The following is a 25,003-nucleotide window of genomic DNA, read 5'->3' on the forward strand; positions in this document are numbered from 1 at the left end:
AACTGTTTATGATAAAATTAATTTTCCTTGATTGTAAATTCCGATGGCTTTTCCTTTCATTGGTTGTCCAAGAAAAGCCGCATTCTTTGATTTTGACAAAATATGCGCTGCGTCAAATCTCCATTTATCTTCTGTAGTAAACAATGAAATTGAAACTTTATTTTTTGCTGCAATCTCTTGACCTTCAATTTTTAAAATAGTTTTACCGAAAGTCAATTTCTCTATTATTTTTTCTAAAGGAAGTACGGTTTGCAATGCTCCAAAAGCACTTTCTAAACCAATCGTTCCGTTTTTAGCCAAATCAAATTCCATCTTTTTGTTTTCAATGTCAATCGGATTGTGGTCACTCGTGATGCAGTCAATCGTATTATCTTTAATTCCGGCAATTAATGCTTTTCTGTCTTCTTCAGTTCGCAGTGGCGGTGACACTTTGTATCTCGAATCAAAACCTTCCAGTTTTTCATCTGTCAAAACCAAATGATGTACGGCAACACTGCAAGTAACGTTTAATCCTTTTTTCTTCGCTTCTTTGATTAGCGCTACTGATTTGGCTGTCGAAATGGTTGGAATGTGTAATTTCCCGCCAGTATATTCCAATAAGAATAAGTTTCTGGCAACTATCAGTTCTTCGGCTAAGTTGGGAATTCCTTTTAATCCTAAGCGTGTAGAAACGATTCCTTCATTGGCAACTCCATTTCCCTTGATGTTTTCATCCTGGCAAAATGCGATTACTAATCCATCAAAATCCTGTACATACTGCAAGCCAATTTTCATCAGATTGGCATTGGACAAACTCTTTCCATAATCTCCAAAAGCTACTGCTCCGGCGTTTTTCATATCATAGAGTTCGGCTAAATCTTTTCCTTCACTTGCCTTGGTCAAAGCACCAATCGGAAACAACTCGGTAGCAAAACCTTTAGCTTTTTGTTTAACAAAATGTACTTGTGATTGATTATCAATGATAGGATAGGAGTTGGGTTGTAAAGCAATGCCTGTAAATCCACTTTTAGCCGCTACTTCCAATCCATTGGCTATGGTTTCCCTGTCTTCATAACCCGGTTCACCAAATGAAACGCTGGTATCAAACCAACCTTGCGAAATATGAAGTCCTTGCTTTTCAAATTCCTGATGTGTATCCGATTTGGGTAATGATTTCCCAATTTTCTCGAAGATGCCATTCGTAATTTTTACATCAACTGTTTGGTTGTGAAACGGACTTTTCGGGTCAATAATCGTGGCTTTTCGGAGGATTAGGTTCATTTTACAAATTTTTGAATGAGTACTTCTAATGCTAAAAAGAGTAAGGCTAAAATCACAAACCATTTCCAGATTTGCGTGTCGGTTCTATCGGTCTGAATGGTATTGAATACAGTTTCGATATCATCAATTTCGGTAAAGTTGCTTGCAGCATCTGGGTTTGCCAATGCCAAATTACTTTCGGTACGATTATAATTAAAACTAATATTCTGCACCAGATTCGTTCCGTTAAAGATACTAAAATTCCCGGCTTCTGTCGGATTGTCATTAAAAGTCATTTTGACTTTGGTGTTCAACAATTGTTGCACGGGAATAAAACTTTCGGTATTGTTTTTTACCGTTAGTATCTCATCTTTTGACAACAATGCATCCACTACAAATGGTTGGTCTTCTCCAATAATAAGCGCATTTACACCGGTTTTCTGACTGCTTTGCGTCATATTGTAAAAGGTTGGAACTATCAGTGGTGAGTTTTGGAAATTACTGTTGGTTTTGTTGATTGGAGCCGCAAAAACATATACTGAAGATAAGTCATTTGGCAACGAAGTCAGAAACGGACTTTGATCATCATAAGTCAATATCGATGGCGTTGTGCTGCTCAAACCGAAAGCTATTTTAGTCGTCGGATATTGAAAATTATCAATCTTCTTTTCAAACACCGAACTGAATAACGGATGATTAAAATTGATTTTTGTTACCTTTTTATCTGCCTGTGTTGCGGTTTTGAATTGCATTGCACCAAAGTTGGCTAAAAACGAATTCAACGCTGTTGGATTGCTTTCCTGAGCCGGAATGACAATCAGGTTTCCACCTTTTGTGACAAATGATTTTAGTGTAGTTTGCAATGCCTGCGGAATTTCTTTTAATTCATTCAGCACAATCGCATCTTGTTTTTCTAACAGATTATAATCCAAATTCGCTAGCGGGAAGTTGTTGTAACTGAACTCATCATTCGTATAAATACGCGCCAGGAAATTACTCTTATCTGTATCACCAATACTGATAACATTGGTCAGACTTGGTTTTGAAATACTGAAGTAATAGGTGTTGTCATACGCTAAACCTTTATCAGCAACGGAAACATAGCCATGAAAATCTTCTTTTGGAATGGTGAAGTTGATGGTTTTAGTATTGGTTTCAAAGTTAATCAGCGTTTTAGCTGTCAACTTATTTTTATTGTACAAGGCAATTGGAATATCCTTGAAGTCTTCGCCATTTGCGGATAGTTTTATTCCAATTTCATAAAAGCTGTCCAGTGTTTGTTGAATATAAACACTGTCAATGGCAATGTTATTCTTCTGTTCTGCTTCGGGAATGATGAAGTACACATTATCTTCTTTTCTAAAGCTTTTGGTTTGATTGGTTTCTAAACCAACCGCATCTGTAATAACAATAATATCTTTGTTGAAAGCAGATTTGCGTGCGTTGACTTTTGCAATCAAATTATCCAAACGAAATGCCGATGCACTGTATTTCAAGTCCTGCAAATCTTTTTGAATGGTCTTGATATCGGTGTTCCAATAATTATCCGAATTAGTAATCAACGAGAAGTTTTGTGCTTCGGGAGTATGCTCCAGTAAATCCTGAACGGCGCGTTTTAAGAGTTCCCCTTTTTTGCCTTTGGCCTGCATACTATAGGAATTGTCCAGAATAATATACATTTCATTAGTATTCATTTTACTGTCTTTGGCAGCAAAGAAAGGTTGGGCGAAAGCCAATATCAAAAAGGCAAGCAGCAATAAACGGGTAAGAAGCAGCAACCATTTTTTGATGGTGGAGCTTTTTCGGGTTTGTATTGAAAGTTCTTTTAGGAATTGTACGTTGGTGAAATACTCTTTCTTGAAACGACGTAGTTGAAATAAATGAACCAGAATTGGGATGACCAATAAGAAAAGAAAGTAAAGGACTTCTGGGTGTTTGAAATTCATTTCTAATTTTGATTTGTCAAAAATAGCAATCAATTGTCAATTATCAACTATTTTTTCTTCTTTTTCGCCGCTCTTGTTTTCAATATATTTCTATTAACTGACGTTCCGGTTTTTTTCTTGGTTTTTGATGGACCGCCAAGGTTAACTTTTGTATTCTTCTTTGCCTTCTCATGAAAAGACGCGCCACCTTCCAGTTTGTTGGTTTTCAAAATGACCTTCATTTTCTTTTTGTCTTTTTCAAACTCCAATAGGCGTGTAGCCACTTCAACGGTTGTCGGCAAATCTAAAATCTTGATTTCCTTATCCATCAGCATTTCTGCTTCTATCTGGATTTCCTGCTCATTCGGACCAATCAAACTAATCGCAATACCCGATTTGTCGGCACGACCCGTACGACCAATTCGGTGAATGTATTGTTCCGGAACTTCCGAAAACTCTACGTTGATAACATGTGTCACATCCGAAATATCCAAACCTCTAGCCATAACATCTGTGGTAACAATTCCTCTGATTTCACCAGCTTGAAAGGAAGCCATAGTCTGCAAACGATAGTTTTGTGATTTGTTCGAATGGATGATTCCAAATTGCTCCGGATAGATTTCATCCAGCTTGACTGCCAGTAAATCGGCCGTTTTTTTATTGTTCACAAAAAGCAATACTCTTTCTAAAGCTTCGTCTTTTAGCAATTCTACAATCAGATTTGTCTTGGTCAAAAAGTTAGGCACAAAGTAACCTAGCTGTTCTATTTTTTCTAATGGTGTTCCCGATTTTTCTAGAGTAACTTCATCAGGAAAATCAAAGTACTCTTCCAACATATCATCTACCTCATCGGTCATGGTTGCCGAGAATAAGATGTTCTGACGTTTATTCTTTAACATCGATAAGATAGAAGTAACCTGAGTCCTGAAACCTAAATTCAGCATTTCGTCAAACTCGTCAATCACCAGTTTTTGCAGACTGTCAAAACGAATAACATTGTCCAGAGCCAAATCCATTACACGACCCGGAGTTCCAACTAAAACATCGATTCCCTGATAAACGGATTTCTTTTGTGTATTAATATTCACACCACCGTAAACACCGAGCGTTCTTACCGACATGTATTGCGTTAACTTTTCAACTTCAGCAGCTATTTGAACTACCAATTCACGTGTTGGCACCAGAATCACAATTCGTGGTGTATCGGTTGCAACAAACTTCCATTGTTTTAATATTGGCAATAAATAAGCAAAGGTTTTACCCGTACCTGTTTGTGCAATTCCCATCACATCGCGGCCTGACATAATCACTGAGAATGATTTCTCCTGAATAGGCGTAGGCGTTGTCAGCCCCAATTCGTCAATGGCTTTTTGTAATGATTTAGGAAGATTGAATTGCTCGAAAGTGCTCATTAGTATTGTAATTTGGCGCAAAGATAGGGAATTCAGATTTAGCAGTTTAGAAGAATCACCTAAGTCTTGCCTAAGGTTTGTCTCGTCCCACAAATCGGTTTTCGCCATTTAAGAAGCCAATGGCTTTTGCAACGTTCTTTATAATGCTTTCTTCAGTTTTTAAAGCAGAAATATAACGAATGATTTCCTTTTGTCTTGAGGGAGGCAATAGTTCAAAAGTGTTGCGTGCTTCTGGGTTTTCCTGAAGTGCTTTTACAAGTTCAGGATGCGGTTGTAACGTTCTGTCGTTTGGGTCAAAGGCAATGCTGACATCAATCATTTCCCCAATTCGTTTAGGCGAATTGGTAAGCATTGTGGTGTTGATATACAATCTCCATTCGCCTCTATACCGAACCAATGTTTGCGTGTAGGGTTTACTGTTAATTGTTCCAAAAATAGGAATGTAACCTTTGTCCTTTCCGGCTTGTTTAAAAATAACCTTTAGGACTTCTTTCGGAACAAACACAAATGGATTGATACCGATTATACCGATTTCAGCTTTGAATTTCTCCATTGCTCATTTCTGAATAAACCTTATTATGAGTTGGTTAAGCTGCTAATTTTTTAAATTAAAGCCCAAGGCTTTTAACATAAGCCTTGTTATCCGATGGTCTTCCCAAGAATTCATTAACCGCTTTTACAATATCTTTTTGAGTTCCGTTAGAAAGGATTAATTGACGGTATCTGATTCCGGTTTTAGTATCTAAAAGCCCGTTCTTTTCAAATTGGGTAAACATATCCATCGCATATACTTCAGACCATAAGTAGCCATACATATACACCGGATGTGTATTCACGTGTATCCAGTTAGCCTGATAATGTGTTTGTGCATAGAAATCCATGACATCCAATTGCTTATTGGTTTGTTGCCAAATGTCATCGGTTGGCGTTGGATTAGCCGCGTTGTATTTGTCATACAGATTCATGTCATACAAACAACGTTGCAGCATTTGTATAGCCCCTAAACCAGAGCCCACTTTTTTAGACTCAAGCATTTTATCAAAAGTTGCCTTTGGCAGTGTTTCTCCTGTTTTGTAGTTTTTGGCAAACGTACTTACAATGCCGTAATCCAAAACCCAATTTTCAAATATTTGAGACATGGCTTCTGTAAAATCGGCTTTTGATTCCTGTTGAACCGAGAATTCACCATGATAAGACATCATGTTCATAATATGTCCAAATTCATGAAACAGCGTTTTCAATTCTTTCTGGCTCAATAGCGAAGGTTGTGTTTTAGTTGGTTTTGTGAAATTCCCAAGCAACATGGCTACCGGTATTTCTTTTCCTTTTCCTGAAACTATGTTTACACCATAAAACCAGGTTTCTTTATTTGGTCTTGGAAATAAGTCCAAATAAAAGCGTCCTTTCAGTTTTCCGCCTTCATATACCTCATACATATCTACGTCATCATTCCAAACCGAAGGATTAGCTACTTTTTTAAATTCTAATCCCAATAGTTTTTGATAAATGTCCATCATTCCTTTTAGGCATCCTTCCATTGGAAAGTACTCGCGTAGTTCTTCGTTGTTAATTTGGTATTGCTTTTTGATTATCTGATTTTTATAAAAGGAAACATCCCAAGGTTCCAATTTAGCTTCCTGGTTGGCTGTTTCGACTTTCTTTTCAGCATCTAAAAGTGCCACATCGTTCTTTGCTTTTTCTTTAGAGCGGCTAATCAAATCATTCAGAAAATCCCATACGTTCTTTGGATTTCCGGCCATTTTCGGAACCAATGCATACGCCGCATAGGTTGGGTATCCCATTAGTTTCGCCAATTCGTCACGCTTCTTTACCATTTCGTCAAGAATCGCCAGATTTTTATCGGCAGCTCTGTTATAAAATTTAATGTAATATGACTTTCTTGTTTCTTCTGATTCCGCGTTGCTCAAAACAGGATCACTCGTTGAGTTGATAATCGGGATTTCATACTTTCCTTCCGCCACTTTGTAGGTCTGTTTAAAACTTTCCGGTAAACCGGCAGCACCTTTTTCATCAAGGATCAAGATTTCTTTAGAGGAATTCATATTAGTAGAGTAAGAAGAAGAGAGTTCCCCAATTTCCTTAGTCAGGCTTTTGTATTTAGCAAGCTTATCAGCACTCAGGTTAACTCCAGAACGCTCAAACCCTTCTATCATATCATCTACCAATAGCTTCTTATTCCCTTTAAGTTGTTTATAGGCTGCCGACTTTTTAAAACCAATCATCTTATCATAAATTCCTTTATCAGAATAGATAACCGTTCCGAGTGAATCAAGCAACTGATAACTGGCTAAGCCTTTCTCACGAATAGCGGCATCGGTAGAAACCCAGTACAGCATAAAGCAGTTGTTACTTGTGGTTCCCATTTTGTTTTTGATTTCATCCATAGCACCAAAAACATTGCTGAAGGTTGCTGTTTTTTGTTTCTTAATGGCAGCAACCATTTTGCTTACTTCATTAATGGTGTGGCCGGCATAGTTTTCCACATTTTGTGAAGTTACCTTCGCATAGTCAACCACTTCATTGCTGGCCACAAGGAATGGATTGTTTGAGGCTTTTATATTGGATTGAGAAAAACTGTTAACTGAGAATAAACAAATAGGAAGTATTAAATAAAGCAGTTGCTGTTTTAAAGACATGATGTTGTATTTTATATGAGTTTTATTGGACGCTAAAGGTAATCATTTTTTCAAATTACGAATTGCGATTTGTGTTAGAGTGTTCTACATGCGTTTTTGTTACATTTCATTGCACAAAAAACACTCGAACTGACGGATAGAGTACTAGCGCCACTTCGAGTGTTCTCGATAAGCTTAATTTACAATTCAAGCTTTTTTCCTTTGTATTTTATAGGTGTATCTCCAAAGCGTTCCCTTAAAATGGCTTTTAGTGCAAATAGCCGGTAAAGCTTCAGATCAGCAGGCAGCTCGTCATTCTGTCTGTCAAAATAAAACACAACCAGTTCCTTATCGCTCATTCCTCTAAAATGCGGCTTACATCTTTCAATTTGATTGATATCGTCAATGCTTAGTTTTATTTCAAATCCTTTTTCCATTTGGTTAGCTTTAAATACCATACTGTTATCAAGGACTGGTAATTAATTGCTAAACAAACTTTACAATAAAACCTATAGCTATAAAGGCATAAAAAAATTGTGCATAACAATGCAATCCCGATAAAATTGTGTGGTATTTATTCCAAGGAGGAGTAACAAATGTAAGAAAAAATCAGATGCAACGTTTGAAAATAGTAAAAAAGTTCACTGTTATAATTGATCACTAACCTGAAACTGTTTCATTTCTTCCAAAGGCTCAATGGCACCGTAATCTTTCCATATTTTTGGGTCGTAGCGTTTGAGCTGCGTAAATTTAAATTCTTCTTCATTGATTGCTTCTATGCCTGCATCAGAACTTTCAGATTTAAGGATGTTCAGGTATTCTTTTTTGGTTTTCATATTGGCTTCAATTTTAAGGTCAATAGCCAATACATCTTTTTCCTTATCCGTGAGTTCAATAAATTTTAAAGGCCTGTTAATATAAATATACTGACCTGTTTCCAAGGTGGCATATTGAAGATAATAGCCGTCACCTGAAGGATTTTGTTTGTAAATGATGGTTCCGTTGCTAACGTTTTCAGATGATTTTACTCCGAGAAGGAATTTCATATTAAAACCGCTTACTTTTTCCCCTTCCGCTAAAGTATAATCGGCGCGTAATACGGCATAATCGCTTTCAGAAATATAGAGTTTGCCAGTATATATTGCTTTACTTTTACGTGGTCGGAATGAGAGCACATATACAAATTCATGGTCTTTTGAATAGACAACACCTTCATAGGTGTAGTCATATATTTCGGGGTTTTTGACAAAGTTAAGCTTGTCGCTGTAGAGAAAGTTATTTTGGCAAATAAAGGAATTAAGGTCTGATTTTGAAGTAGTCAACTGGCTTGGTTTATTTTTCTTATTCTTATTGAAATCTTTGCGCAGCGAAATAGTATCGCGCGAGCCAAACCAACCACTTTTAACCCGATAATATTTAGTAGTATCTAAATGCTGCAGGATTAGGTTTTTGGATTTTTCCTCTATATCGTCAAGCGATGACGAATTATTTTCATCCTTAAGTTTGATAGCTTTGATGACATCGAGTTTGGATAAAAAAGATAGTTTGTCTTCTTTTTTCTTTGTGACAGTGTAATAATTACAAAGCATGTCACTGTATACCACCGGCGGCTGGGAGATTAGTTTAGATGTAAATTTTTTTATCTGACTGTTTACTGATTTTAAAGCATCCTTAGTAAAACCTGTTGATTTTTCGATATCAAAATTTAATGTTGAAGGTTTTAGTCCACTAGTTTCCCTGAAAAAAACTTTGTTTTTTACGGGTTGGAGCTCGCTTTTATAATGCTGGTTTAGATGCTTTTTAACTTCTGCCATTATGCTTAATGCATTTGGTTTTATATTGGAGACGTTGACATTCTCGAGTTCAACTATCCCGGCTTGAAGCGAAACAATCAGTTGATGGCTTTTGAGTTCGTCTACAGTCATTTTACGATTTTGATATCCCAAATAGGAAACATCAATGGTAGAAGCATCACTGCTGTTATTTTCTGAAATGGTAAAATAGCCTTCTGCATTAGAAACTACATTTTCCGAATTGTTGATAATTACATTAGCATAAGGAATACTTTCATTGGTTTTAGCATCAACAATTTTTCCGGTAATGCTTTGGGCGACGCTTGCCTGTATGGTAAGCATGATTGAAAGGATTGTAAACAGTTTCTTTGGCATAAAGTTAAAGTTAGATTAGTAAATAGAGACGTTACGAATGTAAGTAAAATTCTTTACTTTTTAAAAGATAGATAATCAATTTTCTTTTCAAAATCCTTCAAAAACACCTAACCCAAATAGCGCGAAGTCATATTTCACTGGGTCATTAGCATCAAGTTTGCGCAAAGCAGCATCTAACTCAGCTAAGGCTTTGCTATCGTTTTGCTTACGCGTAAGTAAGCCAAGTTTTCTAGCAACATTTCCGGAATGCACATCAAGCGGACACGAAAGTGAAGCAGGAGAGATGCTTTTCCAGATACCAAAGTCAACGCCTTTTTTGTCCTGCCGAACCATCCAACGCAGAAACATATTGATGCGTTTAGCAGCAGAACCTATTGACGGATCAGAAAGGTGTTTCATCGTTCGTGATTGGTGAGCAATCTCAAAGAACAGTTTTTTGAATTCGGCTATGGAAGGCTGCATGGTCAGCGCTTGTTGGTTTTTAGCGAAAGCCATTTCAAGGCCATTATGAGTAGTATAAATATGCTGCAGTGCTTTGACAAAGGTTTTAAAATCGTCGCTGTTAAAGGTGCGATGCACAAAACCATCGAGCTTTTCCAATTGGGTATCGTTGTGCCACATAATGAAATCATAAGGCGAATTGCCCAGCAGTTCCATCATTCGTTTGCTGTTGTTGATAATCATCTTGCGGTTTCCCCAGGCAATAGTGGCTGTCAAAAAACCGGCAATCTCAATATCTTCTTTTAATGAAAACTGATGCGGAATCTGAATCGGATCGCTGTCGATAAAATCTAAAGTATTGTACTGAATCACTTTTTCGTCAAGGAATTCTTTGAGTTCGGCTTTATTCATGACCGCTTATTTTTTGGGCATAAAACCCATCATTTAAATCGGTGCTTCGCTGTTGCGGAATATAGAAAAATCCCTGTTCAAAATATTTTACCTGTTCGGCATTAACACAAGGCAAATTTCCGTTACCGGTTACCCAAAAGAACGAAGTGTCAACCGGAGAGTGATAGAGCATATTTCCAACACTGTCACCTTTGTATTCGGGCTTCCATTTAGAATTTGGTTCCGGAATAAGGATGTTCTTTAAATGAAATGTACTGTTTTGAGAAAGCAATGCATTTGCTGTCAGGTTTTCAAAAGACAACGGAACAAAGACTAAAATCCCAACTACCATTAAGCTTAAAGCATAGAAACGAAGTATCCATTTTGGATTGGTAATCCATAACGACATCCATAACATCAAAAAGAACAAAGTGAAATACACATAAAAGCGATACTGCGGTGAACTAAAGCACAATACGACTGCCAATACTAAAAAGGCAAAATAGATTGTCCAAAGTGCTTTTGGCAAACGCTTTTTGAAGATTATAATAGGCGTAACTAAAAGTGTCAGCAGTGATGCAATCCCGATATAACGCGACATGCCATTTTGTAAAAAGTAATGCTTGACAAGATCCAATGGCGATGCGCTGGAAAAAGCAGCGTGATCGATATAAAAAGAATGCATCACACCTTTGCTAAAGAAGAAATTCATGATAATGGCAGGAACCGTATAATCCAAATCATCCATTCTGAAACAAAGTAACGGAAACAATGGATAGCCTGTGAGCATGGTGTTTTTTATAACAAATAAGAGCAAAACTATACCACCAAGGCTACTTACTAAAAGCAGTTGTTTCTTTAAAACGGCAAAGTGCTTTAGCAACAAAATCAAAGGAAACAGCAATAAAACAAAGGCAGTAACTTTTATAAAAACAGCAAACAACGCAAAGATTGTAATGATAATGAAAGTGTCTTCAGTAGCTTCATTTTGGAGATACTTCGAAAACAAAATAAGCGCAAATACATACACCGGAAAATCAGGTGAAGGCGAACTGATAAATTGAAACAGGAATGCATACGTCAACGGCAATAAACCAAAAAGTAAATCCATTCGATTGCCTTTGGTGAAATAGGAGTGCAGCTTTTGAAATGCAAACAAATTTACCAATAACAAGCAAAAGCCATTCAAATCATTAAACTTATCATAGAGAAACGAAAAACTATACACGCTTTGCGTAATATGCCAACCGCTGGCTTGCCCAAAGAACAGATGCAAATTCGCCAATCCTTTGACAAAGCCATACTCGTTGAGCCATTTGATGGTTTGGACATAATAGCTTTCGTTATCAATGATAAAAGGCAAAGAAGCACTTTGTGCGATTATCAATAAACTACTGAAGGCAAACAGTATTTTAACTGTAAACGAGAACGATTTGATTTTGGATAAGGTCGTCTGCCAAATTAAAATAAAAACCGCTTTGTTACGGTACCAAAAAAGAATAGAGAGTACAATTAAAATAGCATGAAACGCAATAGCAATCGGACCAAAGAACGCCCATATCGTAGCCAAAAGTGTAATGGGGAATAATCCTAAAATAGTGGTTGTGATAATATCATACTGCCTGATGCGAAGCGCTTTAGAAAAGGAAATACCAAAGCTAAATGCTGTGAAGAAAATATAAAGCCAACTAAGTAGAATTAGTATCATACCATCAAACGATTAGTCCGTCTTTCATGACCAACTTTCGGTCAGCCATATTGGCAAAAGTCTCGTTATGGGTAACGATAACAAAGGTTTGCCCAAATTCATCTCGTAATTTAAAAAACAACTGATGCAGGTTTTCAGCAGATGCTGTATCCAAATTTCCGGAAGGTTCATCGGCAAAAATAACAGCCGGTTTGTTTATCAAAGCGCGGGCAACCGCCACACGTTGTTGTTCACCGCCGGAAAGCTCGTTTGGTTTGTGGTTTATTCTGTCGGATAAGCCAAGATAATCCAATAATTTTTTGGCTTCCGCTTCTGTTGTAGCTTTTTCTTTTCCTGCAATATAGGCGGGAATGCAAACGTTTTCCAAAGCGGTAAATTCGGGTAACAATTGGTGGAATTGGAATATAAAACCAAGATGTGTATTTCTGAACTTAGATAATGCTTTGTCTTTCATTATCAATAAGTTTTCTTTGTTTATCTCAAGTGATGTATCACTTTCTTTTGCAGGATTGTCGAGTGTGCCCAATATCTGTAACAAAGTCGTTTTCCCTGCACCTGAAGCTCCAACAATGGAAACAATTTCACCTTGCTTAATGTGTAAATCAACGCCTTTTAAAACATGTAAACTATCGTAGTATTTATGGATATTTTTGGCAATAATCATTAGAATGAATTTTTCACAAAGTAACAAAGTATTTTCTTTTATTGAATAGTATAGTTTTTATTTATGCTTGAATAATTTTTAAAGTTGTGTTAATTAAATTATTTTGTTTAATTGTTTTCTACATTTGTTAAACAAAATAATTAATTCTTATGAACAGTACCATTGAAAAAGAATTATTTGAAATGATCGGAGACAATCATCAAATGACTTCTGCAGAGACACCTTTACGTGTTGATGCTTTCCAAAAATCAGATAAAGATAAAATGTTAGCCATAGAAAACCATTTCTTTCAAATCATGGAAGAGCTTGGACTTGATATGACCGATGACAGTCTGAAAGGAACGCCACACAGGGTAGCCAAGATGTTTATTCAGGAAATATTTTCAGGTTTGAATCCAGCCAACAAACCAAAAATATCAGTTTTTGAAAATACATATCAATATGATAAAATGTTGGTGGAAGCAGATATCAGTTTCAACTCTACTTGTGAGCATCATTTTTTGCCCATTATTGGAAAAGCACATATAGGTTATGTTTCCAGCGGAAAAGTAATAGGTTTATCCAAATTGAACCGAATAGTCGATTATTACTCAAGAAGACCACAAGTTCAAGAGCGTTTGATTATGCAAATCTTTAATGAACTTAAAACAGCTTTAGAAACTGAAGATGTTATTGTGGTTATGGAAGCCAAGCATTTATGTGTTTCGAGTAGAGGAATTAATGATGAAAGTAGTTTTACTTCAACGATACAATACAGTGGAATTTTTAATGAAAAAGAAAATAGGAATGATTTCTTTAGCTTAATTAAGAAAGAGAAATAAATAAAGAGAGTTGTTAGGTTTTTTTGAATGAAAGAATCCTCAGTTTATTTGGGGGTTCTTTTTTTATTAACCAAAAATCCTAAGCCACAAGCACGAAGCATTTTCTTTTCGAAAGCCCAAAAGAAAGTAAACTGTCCAAACAGGAATCCGAAACTTACAAGCAACACCTGATATACCGGAAAGATAAGGATAATGTATAACGGATAATATTCCCAAGGATTGGATTTGCTGATTCCGAGAAAAGCTAAGATGGGTTTTGAAAGATAGGCTGAGGTTGAACCGGTGACTGCAAATACTACAATAATGACAAAAACCTGCCAATTTGATTTAATATTCCAACGTTCTTTGAAGTTTGCCATTTATTCTAAAAGTTGTACAAAGCTACTTAATTTATGGTCTTGGAGCAAATCCGCCCAACTGTTGTTTGTTGGCAATTTGAAAATAAATCATATAGTTGTATATCAAATAGTTCACTTCATAACCGTAATGAATGTTGTTGTCATAATTGATTTGCATTTCATATAGATTCGGATTGAAACGTTGTGGCTGCATTGCTCTGCGGTTCCATTCCGAAACAAAAATCTGATTGCGGCTTTCTAAATAACTTTCCGAATAAAAACCTCTTGGTTTGGCGTTACCGTATAGCCAGGAATTAAATCCACCGTCAATAATAATGACTTCATATTCTAAGGAATCATTGGCAATCCTGACAACATCTGAAGCTTTTGGAGCGTCTGATGTTTTTGCTTTTGTTGTAATATTTTTATCGAAATGACAGGAAGCTAAAGCAACAATTAGAAGTAGTGGAACAATTATCTTTTTACTCACGCACATTGTTGTTTTTCGGTATTCGTGACCCGAGCCAGAAAGGCGAACGGATGAAATAATCTTCGAATTCATGGCTAATTAGTTTGCATAAAATTACTAAAAACAAACACTACTTGTTCCAACTTTAACATATAAAAAAACCACGCTTAGCTTGGTTAGATTTATAATTCAAAGTTATAGACGGCAAATTTTTTAAAATGATTCCGAACGAAAGTATGCTGATCTTTATCACTCATCTTATCTGTATTTTGGACTTCAATTTTAATAGAGTCGTACAGGTGATTTTCCTTTAAAAGATTGTGCAACTCCATTTTTGCATTTGTTGGCCCGAATAAAATTATTTCATCAAATCCCCTGATAACATTCGCAATATTCTTGAAGTATGTATTTTGTTTGTGCTGCTCCTTATTGTGCATTATGTTTTCACTACGCTCAAGTGTTTCTCCCTTATCCTGAAAAGTATAATTAGAAGAAATAGTTTCAGTTTCTTTTATTTCTGAAGAAAATTCGATTAAGCACGCATTAGAATGGTCCATCCAAATACCTAATTTTTTTTTTGTTTTCATAGCTGTGAATTTTAATTAATTCTGCTTAACAAATTTGATGGTAAACAACGGATATATTGTTGTACTAATTAAGATAAAGATTATATGATTCACATATGGGGAACAAAAAAACCACGCGAATGGCGTGGTTTTCAAAACATTACTATGTTATATTATACTTTTTCTGCTTTTAACAAACTGATAACCTGTTCTGCCAATTCAGTTCCGATTCGGTCTTGTGCTTCCAAAGTAGCCGCACCAATATGTGGCGTCAAAGAAATTTTTGGGTGCATCAATATTTGAATTTCCGGAGTTGGTTCATTTTCAAAAACGTCTAATCCGGCAAATAATACTTTTTCTGAGTCCAAAGCTTCAATCAATGCTACTTCGTCAATTACACCGCCACGGGCACAATTCACGATACCAACACCATCTTTCATTTGTAGAAACTCATCTTTTCCAATCACATAACCTTCCTGTGCTGGAACGTGAAGCGTAATAAAATCAGCGTGTTTGAACACATCTTCCATTGGTTCAGTGATAAATTCAACATTGATGAATTGTCCGTTGTAGAAATCTACTTTTACTTCGGCATTATCTACAAATTTATCGGCAGCAATTACTTTCATTCCAAGTCCAAGTGCCATTTTTGCAACCGACTGACCAATACGTCCAAAACCAATAATTCCTAAGGTTTTACCACGTAATTCAATTCCGTTAGCGTAGGCTTTTTTCAAGCCATCAAAATTGGTATCACCTTCTAAAGGCATATTTCTGTTTGAATCCTGTAGAAAACGAACGCCTGTAAACAAATGTGCAAATACCAATTCGGCGACACTTTCAGAAGAAGATGCCGGCGTATTAATAACGTGCAATCCTTTTTCACGAGCATAGTCCACATCAATATTATCCATTCCAACACCACCGCGACCGATGATTTTCAGACTCGGACAATTGTCAATAATATCTTTACGTACTTTGGTAGCACTTCTCACAAGGATAACAGAAACCTTGTGTTCATTGATATAATTGGCTACCTGCTCTTGTGCAACCTTAGTTGTAATCACTTCAAAACCACCTTTTTCTAATGCTTTGATTCCGCTTTTAGAAATTCCATCGTTGGCTAATACTTTCATTTTTATTGTCATTGCGAGGAACGAAGCAATCTCATCTTAATGCTCATTCTTCATTATTATTTAATTATTTTCAGGAGCTGCTTCCCGCTTTCCGCGCTACATGGTAGCTTGCTTCAATCGGGGCTAGGGCTATCTATTAAACTGTAACTTCGTTTTGTTTTACAACTTCTTCCAGTTTCTTCATTACATCAACCAAAACCTGTACGCTTTCTAATGGCAGCGCATTGTACATAGAAGCTCTGTAACCACCAACAGAACGATGTCCGGCAATACCAGATATTCCGGCTTCTTTCCACATTTTGTCAAATGTCTCCTGATTCTTTTCGTCAACCAATAGGAACGTAGCGTTCATATTACTTCTGTCTTTTTTATCAGCTGTTCCAATAAACAATGGATTTCTGTCAATTTCAGTGTAAAGTAAATTCGCTTTAGCTTCGTTTACTTTTTCAATAGCAGCAATTCCACCTTGAGCTTTTAACCATTGCAAAGTCAATAGGCAGGTATATACCGCGAAAACTGCAGGCGTATTGTACATGCTTTCCGCTTTAATATGTTTTTCGTAATCCAATATACTCGGAATAGTTCTTCCAGATTTTCCTAGGATTTCCTCTTTTACAATTACTAAAGTCGCTCCGGCAGCACCCATATTTTTCTGTGCTCCTGCATAAATCAAATCGAATTGTGTAAAGTCTAAACTTCTTGAGAAGATATCCGAACTCATATCACAAACTACAGGAATGTTAGTTTTTGGAAACGATTTCATTTGGGTTCCAAAAATCGTATTGTTGCTTGTGCAGTGAAAATAACTTGCATCAGCTGGAATAGTATAATCAGTTGGAATATGATTGTAATTTTGTTCTTTTGAAGAAGCAACCACAACTGTTTCACCAAATAGTTTGGCTTCCTTAATCGCATTGTTTGCCCAGGTTCCGGTGTCTAAATAAGCGGCTTTTCCGTCAACTTTCATCAGGTTGTATGGCACCATCAAAAACTCCAAACTTGCTCCACCTTGAAGAAACAAAGCCTGATATCCTTTTCCTTCTAATCCTAAAAGCTCTAAAGCCAAAGCTCTAACTTCATCCATCACAGCAACAAAGTCTTTACTTCTATGCGAAATTTCAAGAAGCGATAGATCAGAATTATTAAAATTTAAAACGGCTTGAGCTGATTTTTCAAATACTTCTTGTGGCAAAATGCATGGACCAGCACTGTAATTATGTTTTTTCATGGTGACAGATTTCTAATTTGTGAGTTGCAAATTTCGGAAACCCCTTTTTAAAAAACGTTTAGAAATTGGCAATATTATAACGATGTTATTAACGAAAACGTTTTAGTTTATAACAATTATTTGGCGAATTTATGATTAAAAATAGTATTGACACAATTTTGTATCAATGAATTAACACTTATCAATAATAGAAGAAAAAACTTATGTGTTTTAAGTCTAACTAAAAGTTAGTATATTTGTTTAGAAGCTATTATAAATAAAAAAAGATAAAACTTTGTATTCATAAAAATTGGTTATTGAAAAAGGCAAAAAAAATAAAATTCAACTTTAAATTAATCAAGCTATTATGCTTGTTATTCTTAGTCTGTATTCCGCAGGAATTCTTCGGACAGGAATTCGAGTGGGTATATAGTACTAAAGGAACCGATCTAAATCCAAGTTTGCCACGAGGAATTGTAAAACAAATAATAACGAATAGCAATAATGATATCTATATAGCCGGATGGCTTGATGGAAATATTGATTTTGGAGATGGTCAGGCCGGATTTGTTCGTAATACCATGACATCAACAACTAGTTTTGTTGCAAAACTTAATGAAAACAAACAAGTTATATGGGTAAAAGAATTGAGAATGGCTGCCTATGCTATAAACACAATTATATTAGATGAAAATGAAAATGTAATAATAAGTGGTAGAGCTACTCCACACGCCACTACTTTATATTTCAATTCCAATCCGCCTAATCCATTGCTTCCCAATATTCTTGCTCCAACTCACGAAAATTTAACTCCTATAGATGTTTACGGGTTTATTTATAAATTAGATTCAAATGGAAATTATATTAATGCCAAATTGTTTAAAGACACACTAATCAGTAACATAGTAAAAGACCATAACAATATGATCATTGCTGTTGGATGCACTGTGGAATATGATACTGTTATTCCCAGTGACTATAAACAAAAATGGGGTTTTATAACCAAATTAGACACGAATCTAAATAGTATTTGGGAGAAAACAGTTAACAATCAAAGTAGTAATAGTAATAATGGTTTTGGGTATGTTGCTTGCGATAGTCAAAACAATATTTATTGCACAGGTTCGTATACTAACCGTTTTGTTTATGGAAGTACAACTTTGCAAGATGATGAGACAAGTCAATTTGTGAGTAAATTATCTCCAAATGGTGATGAAAGCTGGATTGTAGAGTTTCATGATTTTTCAGTATCTCAAATACGTATTGATAATTCAGATGGCATTTATTTTTTCGCCAATTATGCAGCGCCATTTTCTGTAGAATTTAATAACCGACTTGTTGAAAATCTACCAATTGTTTTAGACAATGAGTTGGTTTTGTTTAAAATTAACGTCAATGGAAACCATATTTGGAATATTCCAATGTATGGTAGAGGCGAGCAGGAAATAGGAGATTTTACTTTTAATAGTCTTGGCGAATTGATTATTCCGGTAAAATCGGGAAATAACACCGAATTTAATTTTGCAAATCATACGACTATAGCAACCAATACTGCCAATACGGTTATACTAAAAGTAGCCTCAGATGGAGATCTTGTTGATTATAAAAGAATTTATGAAAATACGGCACAAAACAGTGTTTATACTTATGCAATTCATACTGATTCTGATGATAATATTTTGATTGGTGGTACTTTTAACAAGACAACCGATTTTGATCCACATGTCTCTAATCAGCATATTTTAATTCCGGAATTGTTTGAAAATTTTGACACAGGTCTTTTCTTTAACGATTTTAGAGGTTTTGTTTTAAAACTTAAAAATTGTGAATCGATACCTTTTTTTGGGGATACTTATGAGTTTTGTTCAGGTGCATATCCCAATCCAACAATTGCCGATATAAAAGATAGCGGTCCAAATATAAGTTTTTATAGTTCAATGACTTCCAGTACTGCATTAGCCAATAATTTTCAGCTAACAAATGGTCAAACCTATTATTATGAAAACAATGTAGATAGTTGTGCTAATATTGGACGATTTCCTTTGCAGATAATCATTTTGCCACAGTCAAGCCCACCAATAGTTAGCGCTGAACAGCCTTGTTTTTTTCCGGAATTGCAACTCTCAAATTTGAATATTCAAGGACAAAACTTATTGTTTTATCTTAGCGCTTTGGATGAAGAAAGTGTTAGCGATAGTCTTTATGTTAATCCAAACACAACGTATTACGTTACTCAAAATGATAATAACTGCGAGAGCAATCGTGTTTCTTTTTCAGTGCATCAAATGATGTTGTTAACCGATAATTACACGGCAGCTGTTTGTGATGCTGATAAAAACGATACTGAAATTGTAAATCTGTCTCAGTATGTTCATTATTTTACAGGTTCATCTGGCAGTAATTTTTCAGCTTCCTATTTCAATTCACATGCTGATGCTTTGAATGATCAAAATTCTATTTCAAATTTTGCTAATTTTCAAGCTACAAACCAAACTGTTTTTATTCGAGTATTTTCAGATAATGACAGTTGTTTTGAAATTGTTGCCCTTAATCTGACAATGGTTTATCCACCAGTAATTACCGAAATAAAAGTTAATGATTTGGCAGAAAATAACACCGTTACAATTTTACCTTATGATGGAAATTACAGCTATTCATTGGATGGAATACATTATCAGAGCAGTAATTATTTTGAAAATTTAGATAGCGGCATTTATCATGCTTATATAAAAGATAATACGGCTGATTGTACTACTGTTTCTGCCCAGTTTTATGTATTAGCTTATCCAAAATATTTTACACCAAATGGAGATGGGACAAATGATTTTTGGAGAATAAAAATGTCGCAATTTCAATTTTCAATCAATGTTGAAATTTATGATAGATATGGGCAATTGATTACTTTCTTTGATAAGAATAGTGTAGGTTGGGATGGAAAACATGGCGGAAAAGAATTACCGGCAAACGATTATTGGTTTAAAATAATTAGAACCACCGATAAAGAAACTATTTATCGCGGGCATTTTTCTTTGATACGATAGTTTTTGAATTTTATATCGAAAGCAAAAACTTCAAAGTATCCACATTATCAGCGTAATCCCAAAGTTTAGGTTGCTGCGTTTGTCCAAAAGGAATCGAATTTGAAATCAAATCATTCGAAACAATACACTGAATTTGTTCGGCTTCGTTTGTCAAACGCTTTTGCAAATCAGCAATGTCTTCGTAGTATTCATAAAACACAGATGAAATAGGAGAGGCGTAGCTTGCATCTTCTTTCAGCGTCAGGAATTCGTTATCGAGTAATTTGAAATTACTCATTAGGAAAACGGCTTTGTTATAATCGTAGTTGTTGGAATATTTCTCGTAATAGATAACGTCTTTGTATTCATAAATTGCTTTAAAGAAAGCCTCAAAGCTGTAACCTTTTGGCACAAAAAGTTTGGAAACATTACGGCAACCCAATCCAAAATACCTAAAAATATCTTCACCAAGATTTACCAAATCGTCATGCGATTCTTTTCCGTTTAAGACAGCAACCGAGTTTCTGTTTTTGCGAATGATATTCGGCTTGTCTTTAAAATAGAATTCGAAATAGCGCGCGGTATTGTTACTTCCGGTGGCAATGATGGCATCGAAGTTTTCTAATCTTCCATCGGTGAATGAAATGTAATAAGATAATTTTGGCTCAACACTTATCAGATAATTGGCTAGAAATTGTATCAAATGCTGATCATTAGAAGAAGCTTTTACCAATACTTTATGACCGGTAATCAAGACCGAAAGAAAATCGTGAAATCCAACTAAAGGAATATTTCCGGCTAGAATCAAAGCAACTGTTTTTTGCTTCACCTCTGATAAGTCGTATTTTGACAACCATTCATTTAAATTGTCTTCAGCCAACGCTTCTGCCCAGGACTGAACCGCAAAGTAAACCTGCTCAGGTGTAAACCATCCGTTGTGTGATTGAGAAAGCGCCAATAAGTCTTTGAATTTTTCAAAATACAAATCGTTATGAAGTACATCATTACCTTCAAGCTGTTCGGCTAAAGTAAATTGGCTTAAAAACTTTCCTAGTTCAACAAAGGATAATTTAACGTTAATAGAATCCATTTAGATTTGGTTATGAAGGGTTTTGATTGTAATTTTGCACAAAAATAAGATAATAGAAAATAGAATAAAGAGAAAAGACAAATAATTGTCTATATTCTATTCTCTATGTTCTATTATCTAAAATGAAAAAGAAATGGCAATCATAATAACGGACGAATGTATAAACTGTGGTGCTTGCGAACCTGAGTGTCCAAATACTGCGATTTATGAAGGTGCAGACGATTGGAGATATAAAGACGGAACCAAACTTAGAGGTAAAATAATTTTGCCTGATGGCACCGAAGTAGATTCGGATGCGGCACAAACGCCAATCTCGGATGATATTTATTATATCGTTCCGGGTAAATGTACCGAGTGTAAAGGTTTTCACGAAGAGCCACAATGTGCGGCTGTTTGCCCTGTAGATTGTTGTGTTCCCGATGACAATCATGTCGAAAGCGAAGAAACACTTCTCAACAGACAAGCATTTCTACACAATGAATAAATAAAAAAATCCTGAGCTTTGACTCAGGATTTTTCATTCAAACGCACACTGTTATTTCTGCAAATTGAATACTTCAACGGTAATCTTATCCGTTTTCTCATCATAGGTTTCTAAAACTAGGTTTCCGTTAGCATCAAAGTGGCCAACCGAAAATTTATCTTTGTTTTTATAGATGTAATTATTGTTTGATGTTCTTCTCAATAATGAAATAGCATTTGGGCTCGTAACTTTATAACCGGATTTGTCAGCAAGCACATGATATCGTTCTCCGTTATAGGAGTAATAGGCAGAGTGGTCAACATCAACAATTTTTACATCTCCGTCAACACTAACTTTAGTAGTTACCGTTGCCTGAGTTGGTGTAGGTTGAATATCCGTATTCAATGTCCCGCTTGGCACATCTTTGAGCTCGATATTCTGAACCTCTTTTATTTCTTCTTTTTTAACAACTTTATGTTCTCCTTTATCGTCTTTTACCGTTGTAGTTGTTATTACTGTTTCGGTTTTCTTGTTTTGATTTTGCGCCTGAATGTTCAATGAAAGTAAAAGAGCAGCTGCTCCCAGAATTATAGTTTTCATAATAATTATATTAATGATTAGTATGATACAAATTTACTTTCCAACAGCTTGAATGACGTTACATCATTTTGAGTTTAAGTTATACCTTTCACATAAAAAAAACCTGAGTGTTAACTCAGGTTTTATATTCGTTATATTGTAATCAAATTAGAACTTGAAACTAAGTCTGGTATAGTAATAAGCTCCGTTAAAGCCCATTTGAACGGCATCCCAATAACCACCGGCTTCTGTATTTCCGGATTCGTCTTGTTTCGTTGGATAAACATTGAATAAATTATTGCTTCCTACGGTCAATTTTACTTGTTTGATTATTTGGAATCCAAGCGTTAAATCGGTTACGATTTTTGGATTGTAAACATTGTCCGCACCTGCATAATCCACAAGAACTACTTTACTGAATCGGGTGAATGCTGTTCCTATATCAAACCATTTTCTTTCATAGTTTAAGTTTAAACCAAACTTATTATTTGGTGCAGATGCTTTTAAGAATGCAATCTCACGTGCTCCGAAGAAAGTTTCCTTGTCTAAAGTTCCGTTATTTACATGAGTAACCTGCATGCTGTTGATGTTTCCAATTAATGTGGCGCCAAATTTAGAGCTTCCAAAAGTATTTCTCCATGACATAACAACATCAATACCTTGCGTTACAGTGCTTACACCATTCACAAAAAATTGTGCCGAATCAACACCCATGTTTAATGCAGTAGCATCAAAATAACCGGTAAGCACAATTCTGTCGCTTACGTTTATTAAATAACCATCGATAGTTGCTGTAAATTTCCCGAATCTACCAGTCAAACCTATAGAACCATTTCTTGATTTTTCTTCTCTTAATTTATCAATTCCAAAACCTTGAGTAACCGCGCTTCCATTGGCAGCCAATAAAACTTCAGAGGCACCACTCGCATTAAAGTTGGTGAAACTTGTGTTAAAGTATATTTGAGCCAAAGATGGTGCTCTAAACCCTGTACTAAACGAACCTCTTAAACTTACATTATTGCAAAGTTTATACTTGTATGCCATTTTAAGGTTTAGTGTATTTCCAAAGTCGCTGTAATTTTCATAGCGAAATGCTGTACCTAAAAGGAATTCATCAGACACATCTAACTCAGCATCAACATAGGCGGCAACACTGGTTCTTTGTTCATCAACTTCATTTTGTGGACTAAAGCCAGGGAATCCCTGAGAACCACCTGGTCTTGGATTACCCGAAACAGGATCAATTGGAGCGAACTGTGTTGGTGGAGTAATGGTTGGGTCAATCGGATCTCCGTTGGTATCATAAGTTGCCCAGGAACCTTCTTCTCCGGCAGTAATATCGTATTGTTCTATTCTGTATTCACCACCAAAAGCAAAGTTAAGACCATTTAAAACCGATTTAAAGTTTCTCGAAAAATCTAAATTAGTTGTGTTTTGGGTCAAGCTAAACCCACCGGCATCAAACTCGGTTGGAGAAAGTTCTTCCAAACTCGCATTAAGAGTTCCTTTGATGGTATAATCAAATTTATTTTGACCAAAAGCATTGCTTAAATCAATTTTCCAGTCACCAGCCTTGGCTTTAAAACCAAAAGCGGCAGAATTATCAATTATTTTTGAAGTGATTCTTGGCGTATAACCACCAGGGTAAATTGATTCTACAACTCTTTCACCGTCATTTCTGGTAAAAGCATAGGCATCAGTATTTCTATCATTTCTTCCACCAAAAGTATAAAAGTCAATACTTTTCGAAAGCGGAATCTGTATGTTTGCCATCAGATTATAACTCTTGATTTCGGCATCCCCAAAACCTTTTCTGAAATCAAAAGAAGGACGAAGAGTTTTGTCTTTTGACAAATATTCTCCGGTGAAATTTGCAAATCCACCATTCTTTCCAATTTTAACACCATAATTGGCTCCGGCTTTTACCGAAAAACCATCATAGTTCTTGTCTTTTCCATAAGAGTTTCCGTTTCCGTTTTGGTCTAATCGAAAACCTGGCGTGTTTGGCGTTCCAGGAAGAAAATCGCCTTCGGCATCATTTCTGTAAATTCCGGTTGTAATCGCCCCATTGAATTCATTGACATTATCATTTAAAACAATATTAATTACACCCGCAATAGCATCAGAACCATATTGTGCAGCCGCACCATCACGAAGAATTTCTATTCTTTTGATAGCGGTTGCGGGAATAGCATTTAAATCGGTTCCGGTGTTACCACGACCACGGGTTCCAAATAAGTTGATTAACGAAGATTGGTGTCTTCTTTTTCCATTGATTAAAACCAAAGTTTGATCTGGTCCCATTCCTCTTAATGAAGCCGGGTCAATGTGGTCAGCTCCGTCAGAACCGGATTGTTTATTGGCATTAAATGAAGGTGCTAAATATTGAAGCAATTCGTTGATTTCAATTTTACCACTTTGTGTTGTGACATCTTTTACATTAATGATGTCGATTGGTACAGCCGAATTTACAACCGTTCGTTTGGTATTTCTGGAACCTACAATTTGTACTTCTTGTAGTGCCTCAACTTTTGTCGAATCCGATTTCGTTCCGGTGGGCTCATTTTGAGCAAAAACTACCGAAATCGGTGCAACCAATAATAGTAAAGTAATTTTTTTCATAAATGTTTGGTTTGATGTTAGTCCTGCAATTTAATATTTTTTTGATTGGTTTTTTAAGAAAATTACCGAAAAATTCATAAGTATTTAACACTTAGTCGATTAAATTTGT

The 25,003-nt window shown here is 35.7% G+C and carries 21 protein-coding genes; 3 read left to right on the forward strand and 18 right to left on the reverse strand.

Annotated elements, in window-relative coordinates; translation table 11 throughout:
- Nucleotides 1-6: 6 nt before the first annotated feature.
- The 10 genes from GS03_RS08940 to GS03_RS08985 form a co-directional block, all read right to left on the reverse strand.
- Nucleotides 7-1,260 (reverse strand): dihydroorotase, encoded by a 1,254-nt coding sequence (locus GS03_RS08940; protein ID WP_136152197.1) that lies wholly within the window; start codon nucleotides 1,258-1,260, stop codon nucleotides 7-9.
- Entirely contained in the window at nucleotides 1,257-3,185 is a 1,929-nt protein-coding gene (locus GS03_RS08945; RefSeq protein WP_136152198.1) for a vWA domain-containing protein, read from the reverse strand. The genes GS03_RS08940 and GS03_RS08945 overlap by 4 nt, the downstream gene beginning before the upstream one ends.
- Before the next feature lie 47 nt (nucleotides 3,186-3,232).
- The gene (locus GS03_RS08950; RefSeq protein ID WP_136152199.1) at nucleotides 3,233-4,576 is read right to left on the reverse strand and encodes a DEAD/DEAH box helicase; all 1,344 of its coding nucleotides are present in this window, start codon (nucleotides 4,574-4,576) and stop codon (nucleotides 3,233-3,235) included.
- Between the two features lie 70 nt (nucleotides 4,577-4,646).
- Nucleotides 4,647-5,129 (reverse strand): YdeI/OmpD-associated family protein, encoded by a 483-nt coding sequence (locus tag GS03_RS08955; RefSeq protein ID WP_136152200.1) that lies wholly within the window; start codon nucleotides 5,127-5,129, stop codon nucleotides 4,647-4,649.
- 55 nt (nucleotides 5,130-5,184) lie between these two features.
- Nucleotides 5,185-7,233, reverse strand: a complete 2,049-nt coding sequence (locus tag GS03_RS08960; protein WP_136152201.1) for a M3 family metallopeptidase — start codon at nucleotides 7,231-7,233, stop codon at nucleotides 5,185-5,187.
- 179 nt (nucleotides 7,234-7,412) lie between these two features.
- Nucleotides 7,413-7,649 (reverse strand): hypothetical protein, encoded by a 237-nt coding sequence (locus GS03_RS08965; RefSeq protein WP_136152202.1) that lies wholly within the window; start codon nucleotides 7,647-7,649, stop codon nucleotides 7,413-7,415.
- A 210-nt stretch (nucleotides 7,650-7,859) separates the two neighbouring features.
- Nucleotides 7,860-9,380 carry a carboxypeptidase-like regulatory domain-containing protein gene (locus GS03_RS08970; protein ID WP_136152203.1) on the reverse strand — a complete coding sequence of 507 codons (1,521 nt, stop codon included), beginning with the start codon at nucleotides 9,378-9,380 and terminating at the stop codon, nucleotides 7,860-7,862.
- An 87-nt stretch (nucleotides 9,381-9,467) separates the two neighbouring features.
- Nucleotides 9,468-10,232: a TIGR02757 family protein gene (locus tag GS03_RS08975; protein WP_136152204.1), complete on the reverse strand. Its 765-nt coding sequence runs from the start codon at nucleotides 10,230-10,232 to the stop codon at nucleotides 9,468-9,470.
- Nucleotides 10,225-11,919, reverse strand: a complete 1,695-nt coding sequence (locus GS03_RS08980; protein WP_136152205.1) for an LIC_10190 family membrane protein — start codon at nucleotides 11,917-11,919, stop codon at nucleotides 10,225-10,227. Before GS03_RS08980 ends, GS03_RS08975 begins: the two co-directional genes overlap by 8 nt.
- A 4-nt stretch (nucleotides 11,920-11,923) precedes the next feature.
- Nucleotides 11,924-12,583: an ABC transporter ATP-binding protein gene (locus GS03_RS08985; protein WP_136152206.1), complete on the reverse strand. Its 660-nt coding sequence runs from the start codon at nucleotides 12,581-12,583 to the stop codon at nucleotides 11,924-11,926.
- A gap of 149 nt (nucleotides 12,584-12,732) precedes the next feature.
- Between GS03_RS08985 and folE the strand changes: the two genes are divergently transcribed.
- The gene (gene folE / locus GS03_RS08990) at nucleotides 12,733-13,404 is read left to right on the forward strand and encodes a GTP cyclohydrolase I FolE (protein WP_136152207.1); all 672 of its coding nucleotides are present in this window, start codon (nucleotides 12,733-12,735) and stop codon (nucleotides 13,402-13,404) included.
- A 44-nt stretch (nucleotides 13,405-13,448) separates the two neighbouring features.
- On the opposite strand, the gene GS03_RS08995 is transcribed toward folE, so the two are convergent.
- The 5 genes from GS03_RS08995 to serC all read right to left on the reverse strand — a co-directional run bounded on the left by GS03_RS08995 (nucleotide 13,449) and on the right by serC (nucleotide 17,141).
- A complete protein-coding gene (locus GS03_RS08995; protein WP_136152208.1) occupies nucleotides 13,449-13,763 on the reverse strand; it encodes a DUF6787 family protein in 315 nt (104 codons plus the stop codon).
- Between the two features lie 31 nt (nucleotides 13,764-13,794).
- On the reverse strand, nucleotides 13,795-14,304 hold the full coding sequence (locus tag GS03_RS09000; protein WP_246034063.1) for a DUF6146 family protein: 510 nt from the start codon (nucleotides 14,302-14,304) through the stop codon (nucleotides 13,795-13,797).
- A gap of 89 nt (nucleotides 14,305-14,393) precedes the next feature.
- Nucleotides 14,394-14,798, reverse strand: a complete 405-nt coding sequence (locus GS03_RS09005; protein WP_136152209.1) for a hypothetical protein — start codon at nucleotides 14,796-14,798, stop codon at nucleotides 14,394-14,396.
- A gap of 152 nt (nucleotides 14,799-14,950) precedes the next feature.
- Complete coding sequence (locus tag GS03_RS09010) at nucleotides 14,951-15,913, reverse strand: D-2-hydroxyacid dehydrogenase (RefSeq protein ID WP_136152210.1); 963 nt, start codon at nucleotides 15,911-15,913, stop codon at nucleotides 14,951-14,953.
- A gap of 136 nt (nucleotides 15,914-16,049) precedes the next feature.
- On the reverse strand, nucleotides 16,050-17,141 hold the full coding sequence (serC, locus tag GS03_RS09015; protein WP_136152211.1) for a 3-phosphoserine/phosphohydroxythreonine transaminase: 1,092 nt from the start codon (nucleotides 17,139-17,141) through the stop codon (nucleotides 16,050-16,052).
- Nucleotides 17,142-17,491: 350 nt separating this feature from the next.
- On the opposite strand from serC, the gene GS03_RS09020 reads away from it, so the two are divergent.
- Nucleotides 17,492-20,161: a T9SS type B sorting domain-containing protein gene (locus GS03_RS09020; RefSeq protein ID WP_168710293.1), complete on the forward strand. Its 2,670-nt coding sequence runs from the start codon at nucleotides 17,492-17,494 to the stop codon at nucleotides 20,159-20,161.
- Nucleotides 20,162-20,171: 10 nt separating this feature from the next.
- On the opposite strand, the gene GS03_RS09025 is transcribed toward GS03_RS09020, so the two are convergent.
- Nucleotides 20,172-21,230 (reverse strand): acyl-CoA reductase, encoded by a 1,059-nt coding sequence (locus tag GS03_RS09025; RefSeq protein ID WP_136152213.1) that lies wholly within the window; start codon nucleotides 21,228-21,230, stop codon nucleotides 20,172-20,174.
- Nucleotides 21,231-21,363: 133 nt separating this feature from the next.
- On the opposite strand from GS03_RS09025, the gene GS03_RS09030 reads away from it, so the two are divergent.
- On the forward strand, nucleotides 21,364-21,714 hold the full coding sequence (locus GS03_RS09030; protein WP_136152214.1) for a 4Fe-4S dicluster domain-containing protein: 351 nt from the start codon (nucleotides 21,364-21,366) through the stop codon (nucleotides 21,712-21,714).
- Nucleotides 21,715-21,765: 51 nt separating this feature from the next.
- Here GS03_RS09030 and GS03_RS09035 read toward each other — a convergent pair whose 3' ends face one another.
- Both GS03_RS09035 and GS03_RS09040 read right to left on the reverse strand, forming a co-directional pair.
- Entirely contained in the window at nucleotides 21,766-22,293 is a 528-nt protein-coding gene (locus GS03_RS09035) for a hypothetical protein (RefSeq protein WP_136152215.1), read from the reverse strand.
- Nucleotides 22,294-22,440: 147 nt separating this feature from the next.
- Nucleotides 22,441-24,894 carry a TonB-dependent receptor plug domain-containing protein gene (locus tag GS03_RS09040; protein ID WP_136152216.1) on the reverse strand — a complete coding sequence of 818 codons (2,454 nt, stop codon included), beginning with the start codon at nucleotides 24,892-24,894 and terminating at the stop codon, nucleotides 22,441-22,443.
- Nucleotides 24,895-25,003 lie beyond the last annotated feature (109 nt).

Source organism: Flavobacterium sangjuense (assembly GCF_004797125.1).
In the GTDB taxonomy this organism is placed as follows: domain Bacteria; phylum Bacteroidota; class Bacteroidia; order Flavobacteriales; family Flavobacteriaceae; genus Flavobacterium; species Flavobacterium sangjuense.

Coding starts and splice junctions, on each gene's coding strand:
- GS03_RS08940 (WP_136152197.1), bottom strand. CDS start 1,260: ATGAACCTAATCCTCCGAAAAGCCACGATTATTGACCCGAAAAGTCCG.
- GS03_RS08945 (WP_136152198.1), bottom strand. CDS start 3,185: ATGAATTTCAAACACCCAGAAGTCCTTTACTTTCTTTTCTTATTGGTC.
- GS03_RS08950 (WP_136152199.1), bottom strand. CDS start 4,576: ATGAGCACTTTCGAGCAATTCAATCTTCCTAAATCATTACAAAAAGCC.
- GS03_RS08955 (WP_136152200.1), bottom strand. CDS start 5,129: ATGGAGAAATTCAAAGCTGAAATCGGTATAATCGGTATCAATCCATTT.
- GS03_RS08960 (WP_136152201.1), bottom strand. CDS start 7,233: ATGTCTTTAAAACAGCAACTGCTTTATTTAATACTTCCTATTTGTTTA.
- GS03_RS08965 (WP_136152202.1), bottom strand. CDS start 7,649: ATGGAAAAAGGATTTGAAATAAAACTAAGCATTGACGATATCAATCAA.
- GS03_RS08970 (WP_136152203.1), bottom strand. CDS start 9,380: ATGCCAAAGAAACTGTTTACAATCCTTTCAATCATGCTTACCATACAG.
- GS03_RS08975 (WP_136152204.1), bottom strand. CDS start 10,232: ATGAATAAAGCCGAACTCAAAGAATTCCTTGACGAAAAAGTGATTCAG.
- GS03_RS08980 (WP_136152205.1), bottom strand. CDS start 11,919: ATGATACTAATTCTACTTAGTTGGCTTTATATTTTCTTCACAGCATTT.
- GS03_RS08985 (WP_136152206.1), bottom strand. CDS start 12,583: ATGATTATTGCCAAAAATATCCATAAATACTACGATAGTTTACATGTT.
- folE (WP_136152207.1), top strand. CDS start 12,733: ATGAACAGTACCATTGAAAAAGAATTATTTGAAATGATCGGAGACAAT.
- GS03_RS08995 (WP_136152208.1), bottom strand. CDS start 13,763: ATGGCAAACTTCAAAGAACGTTGGAATATTAAATCAAATTGGCAGGTT.
- GS03_RS09000 (WP_246034063.1), bottom strand. CDS start 14,304: ATGAATTCGAAGATTATTTCATCCGTTCGCCTTTCTGGCTCGGGTCAC.
- GS03_RS09005 (WP_136152209.1), bottom strand. CDS start 14,798: ATGAAAACAAAAAAAAAATTAGGTATTTGGATGGACCATTCTAATGCG.
- GS03_RS09010 (WP_136152210.1), bottom strand. CDS start 15,913: ATGAAAGTATTAGCCAACGATGGAATTTCTAAAAGCGGAATCAAAGCA.
- serC (WP_136152211.1), bottom strand. CDS start 17,141: ATGAAAAAACATAATTACAGTGCTGGTCCATGCATTTTGCCACAAGAA.
- GS03_RS09025 (WP_136152213.1), bottom strand. CDS start 21,230: ATGGATTCTATTAACGTTAAATTATCCTTTGTTGAACTAGGAAAGTTT.
- GS03_RS09030 (WP_136152214.1), top strand. CDS start 21,364: ATGGCAATCATAATAACGGACGAATGTATAAACTGTGGTGCTTGCGAA.
- GS03_RS09035 (WP_136152215.1), bottom strand. CDS start 22,293: ATGAAAACTATAATTCTGGGAGCAGCTGCTCTTTTACTTTCATTGAAC.
- GS03_RS09040 (WP_136152216.1), bottom strand. CDS start 24,894: ATGAAAAAAATTACTTTACTATTATTGGTTGCACCGATTTCGGTAGTT.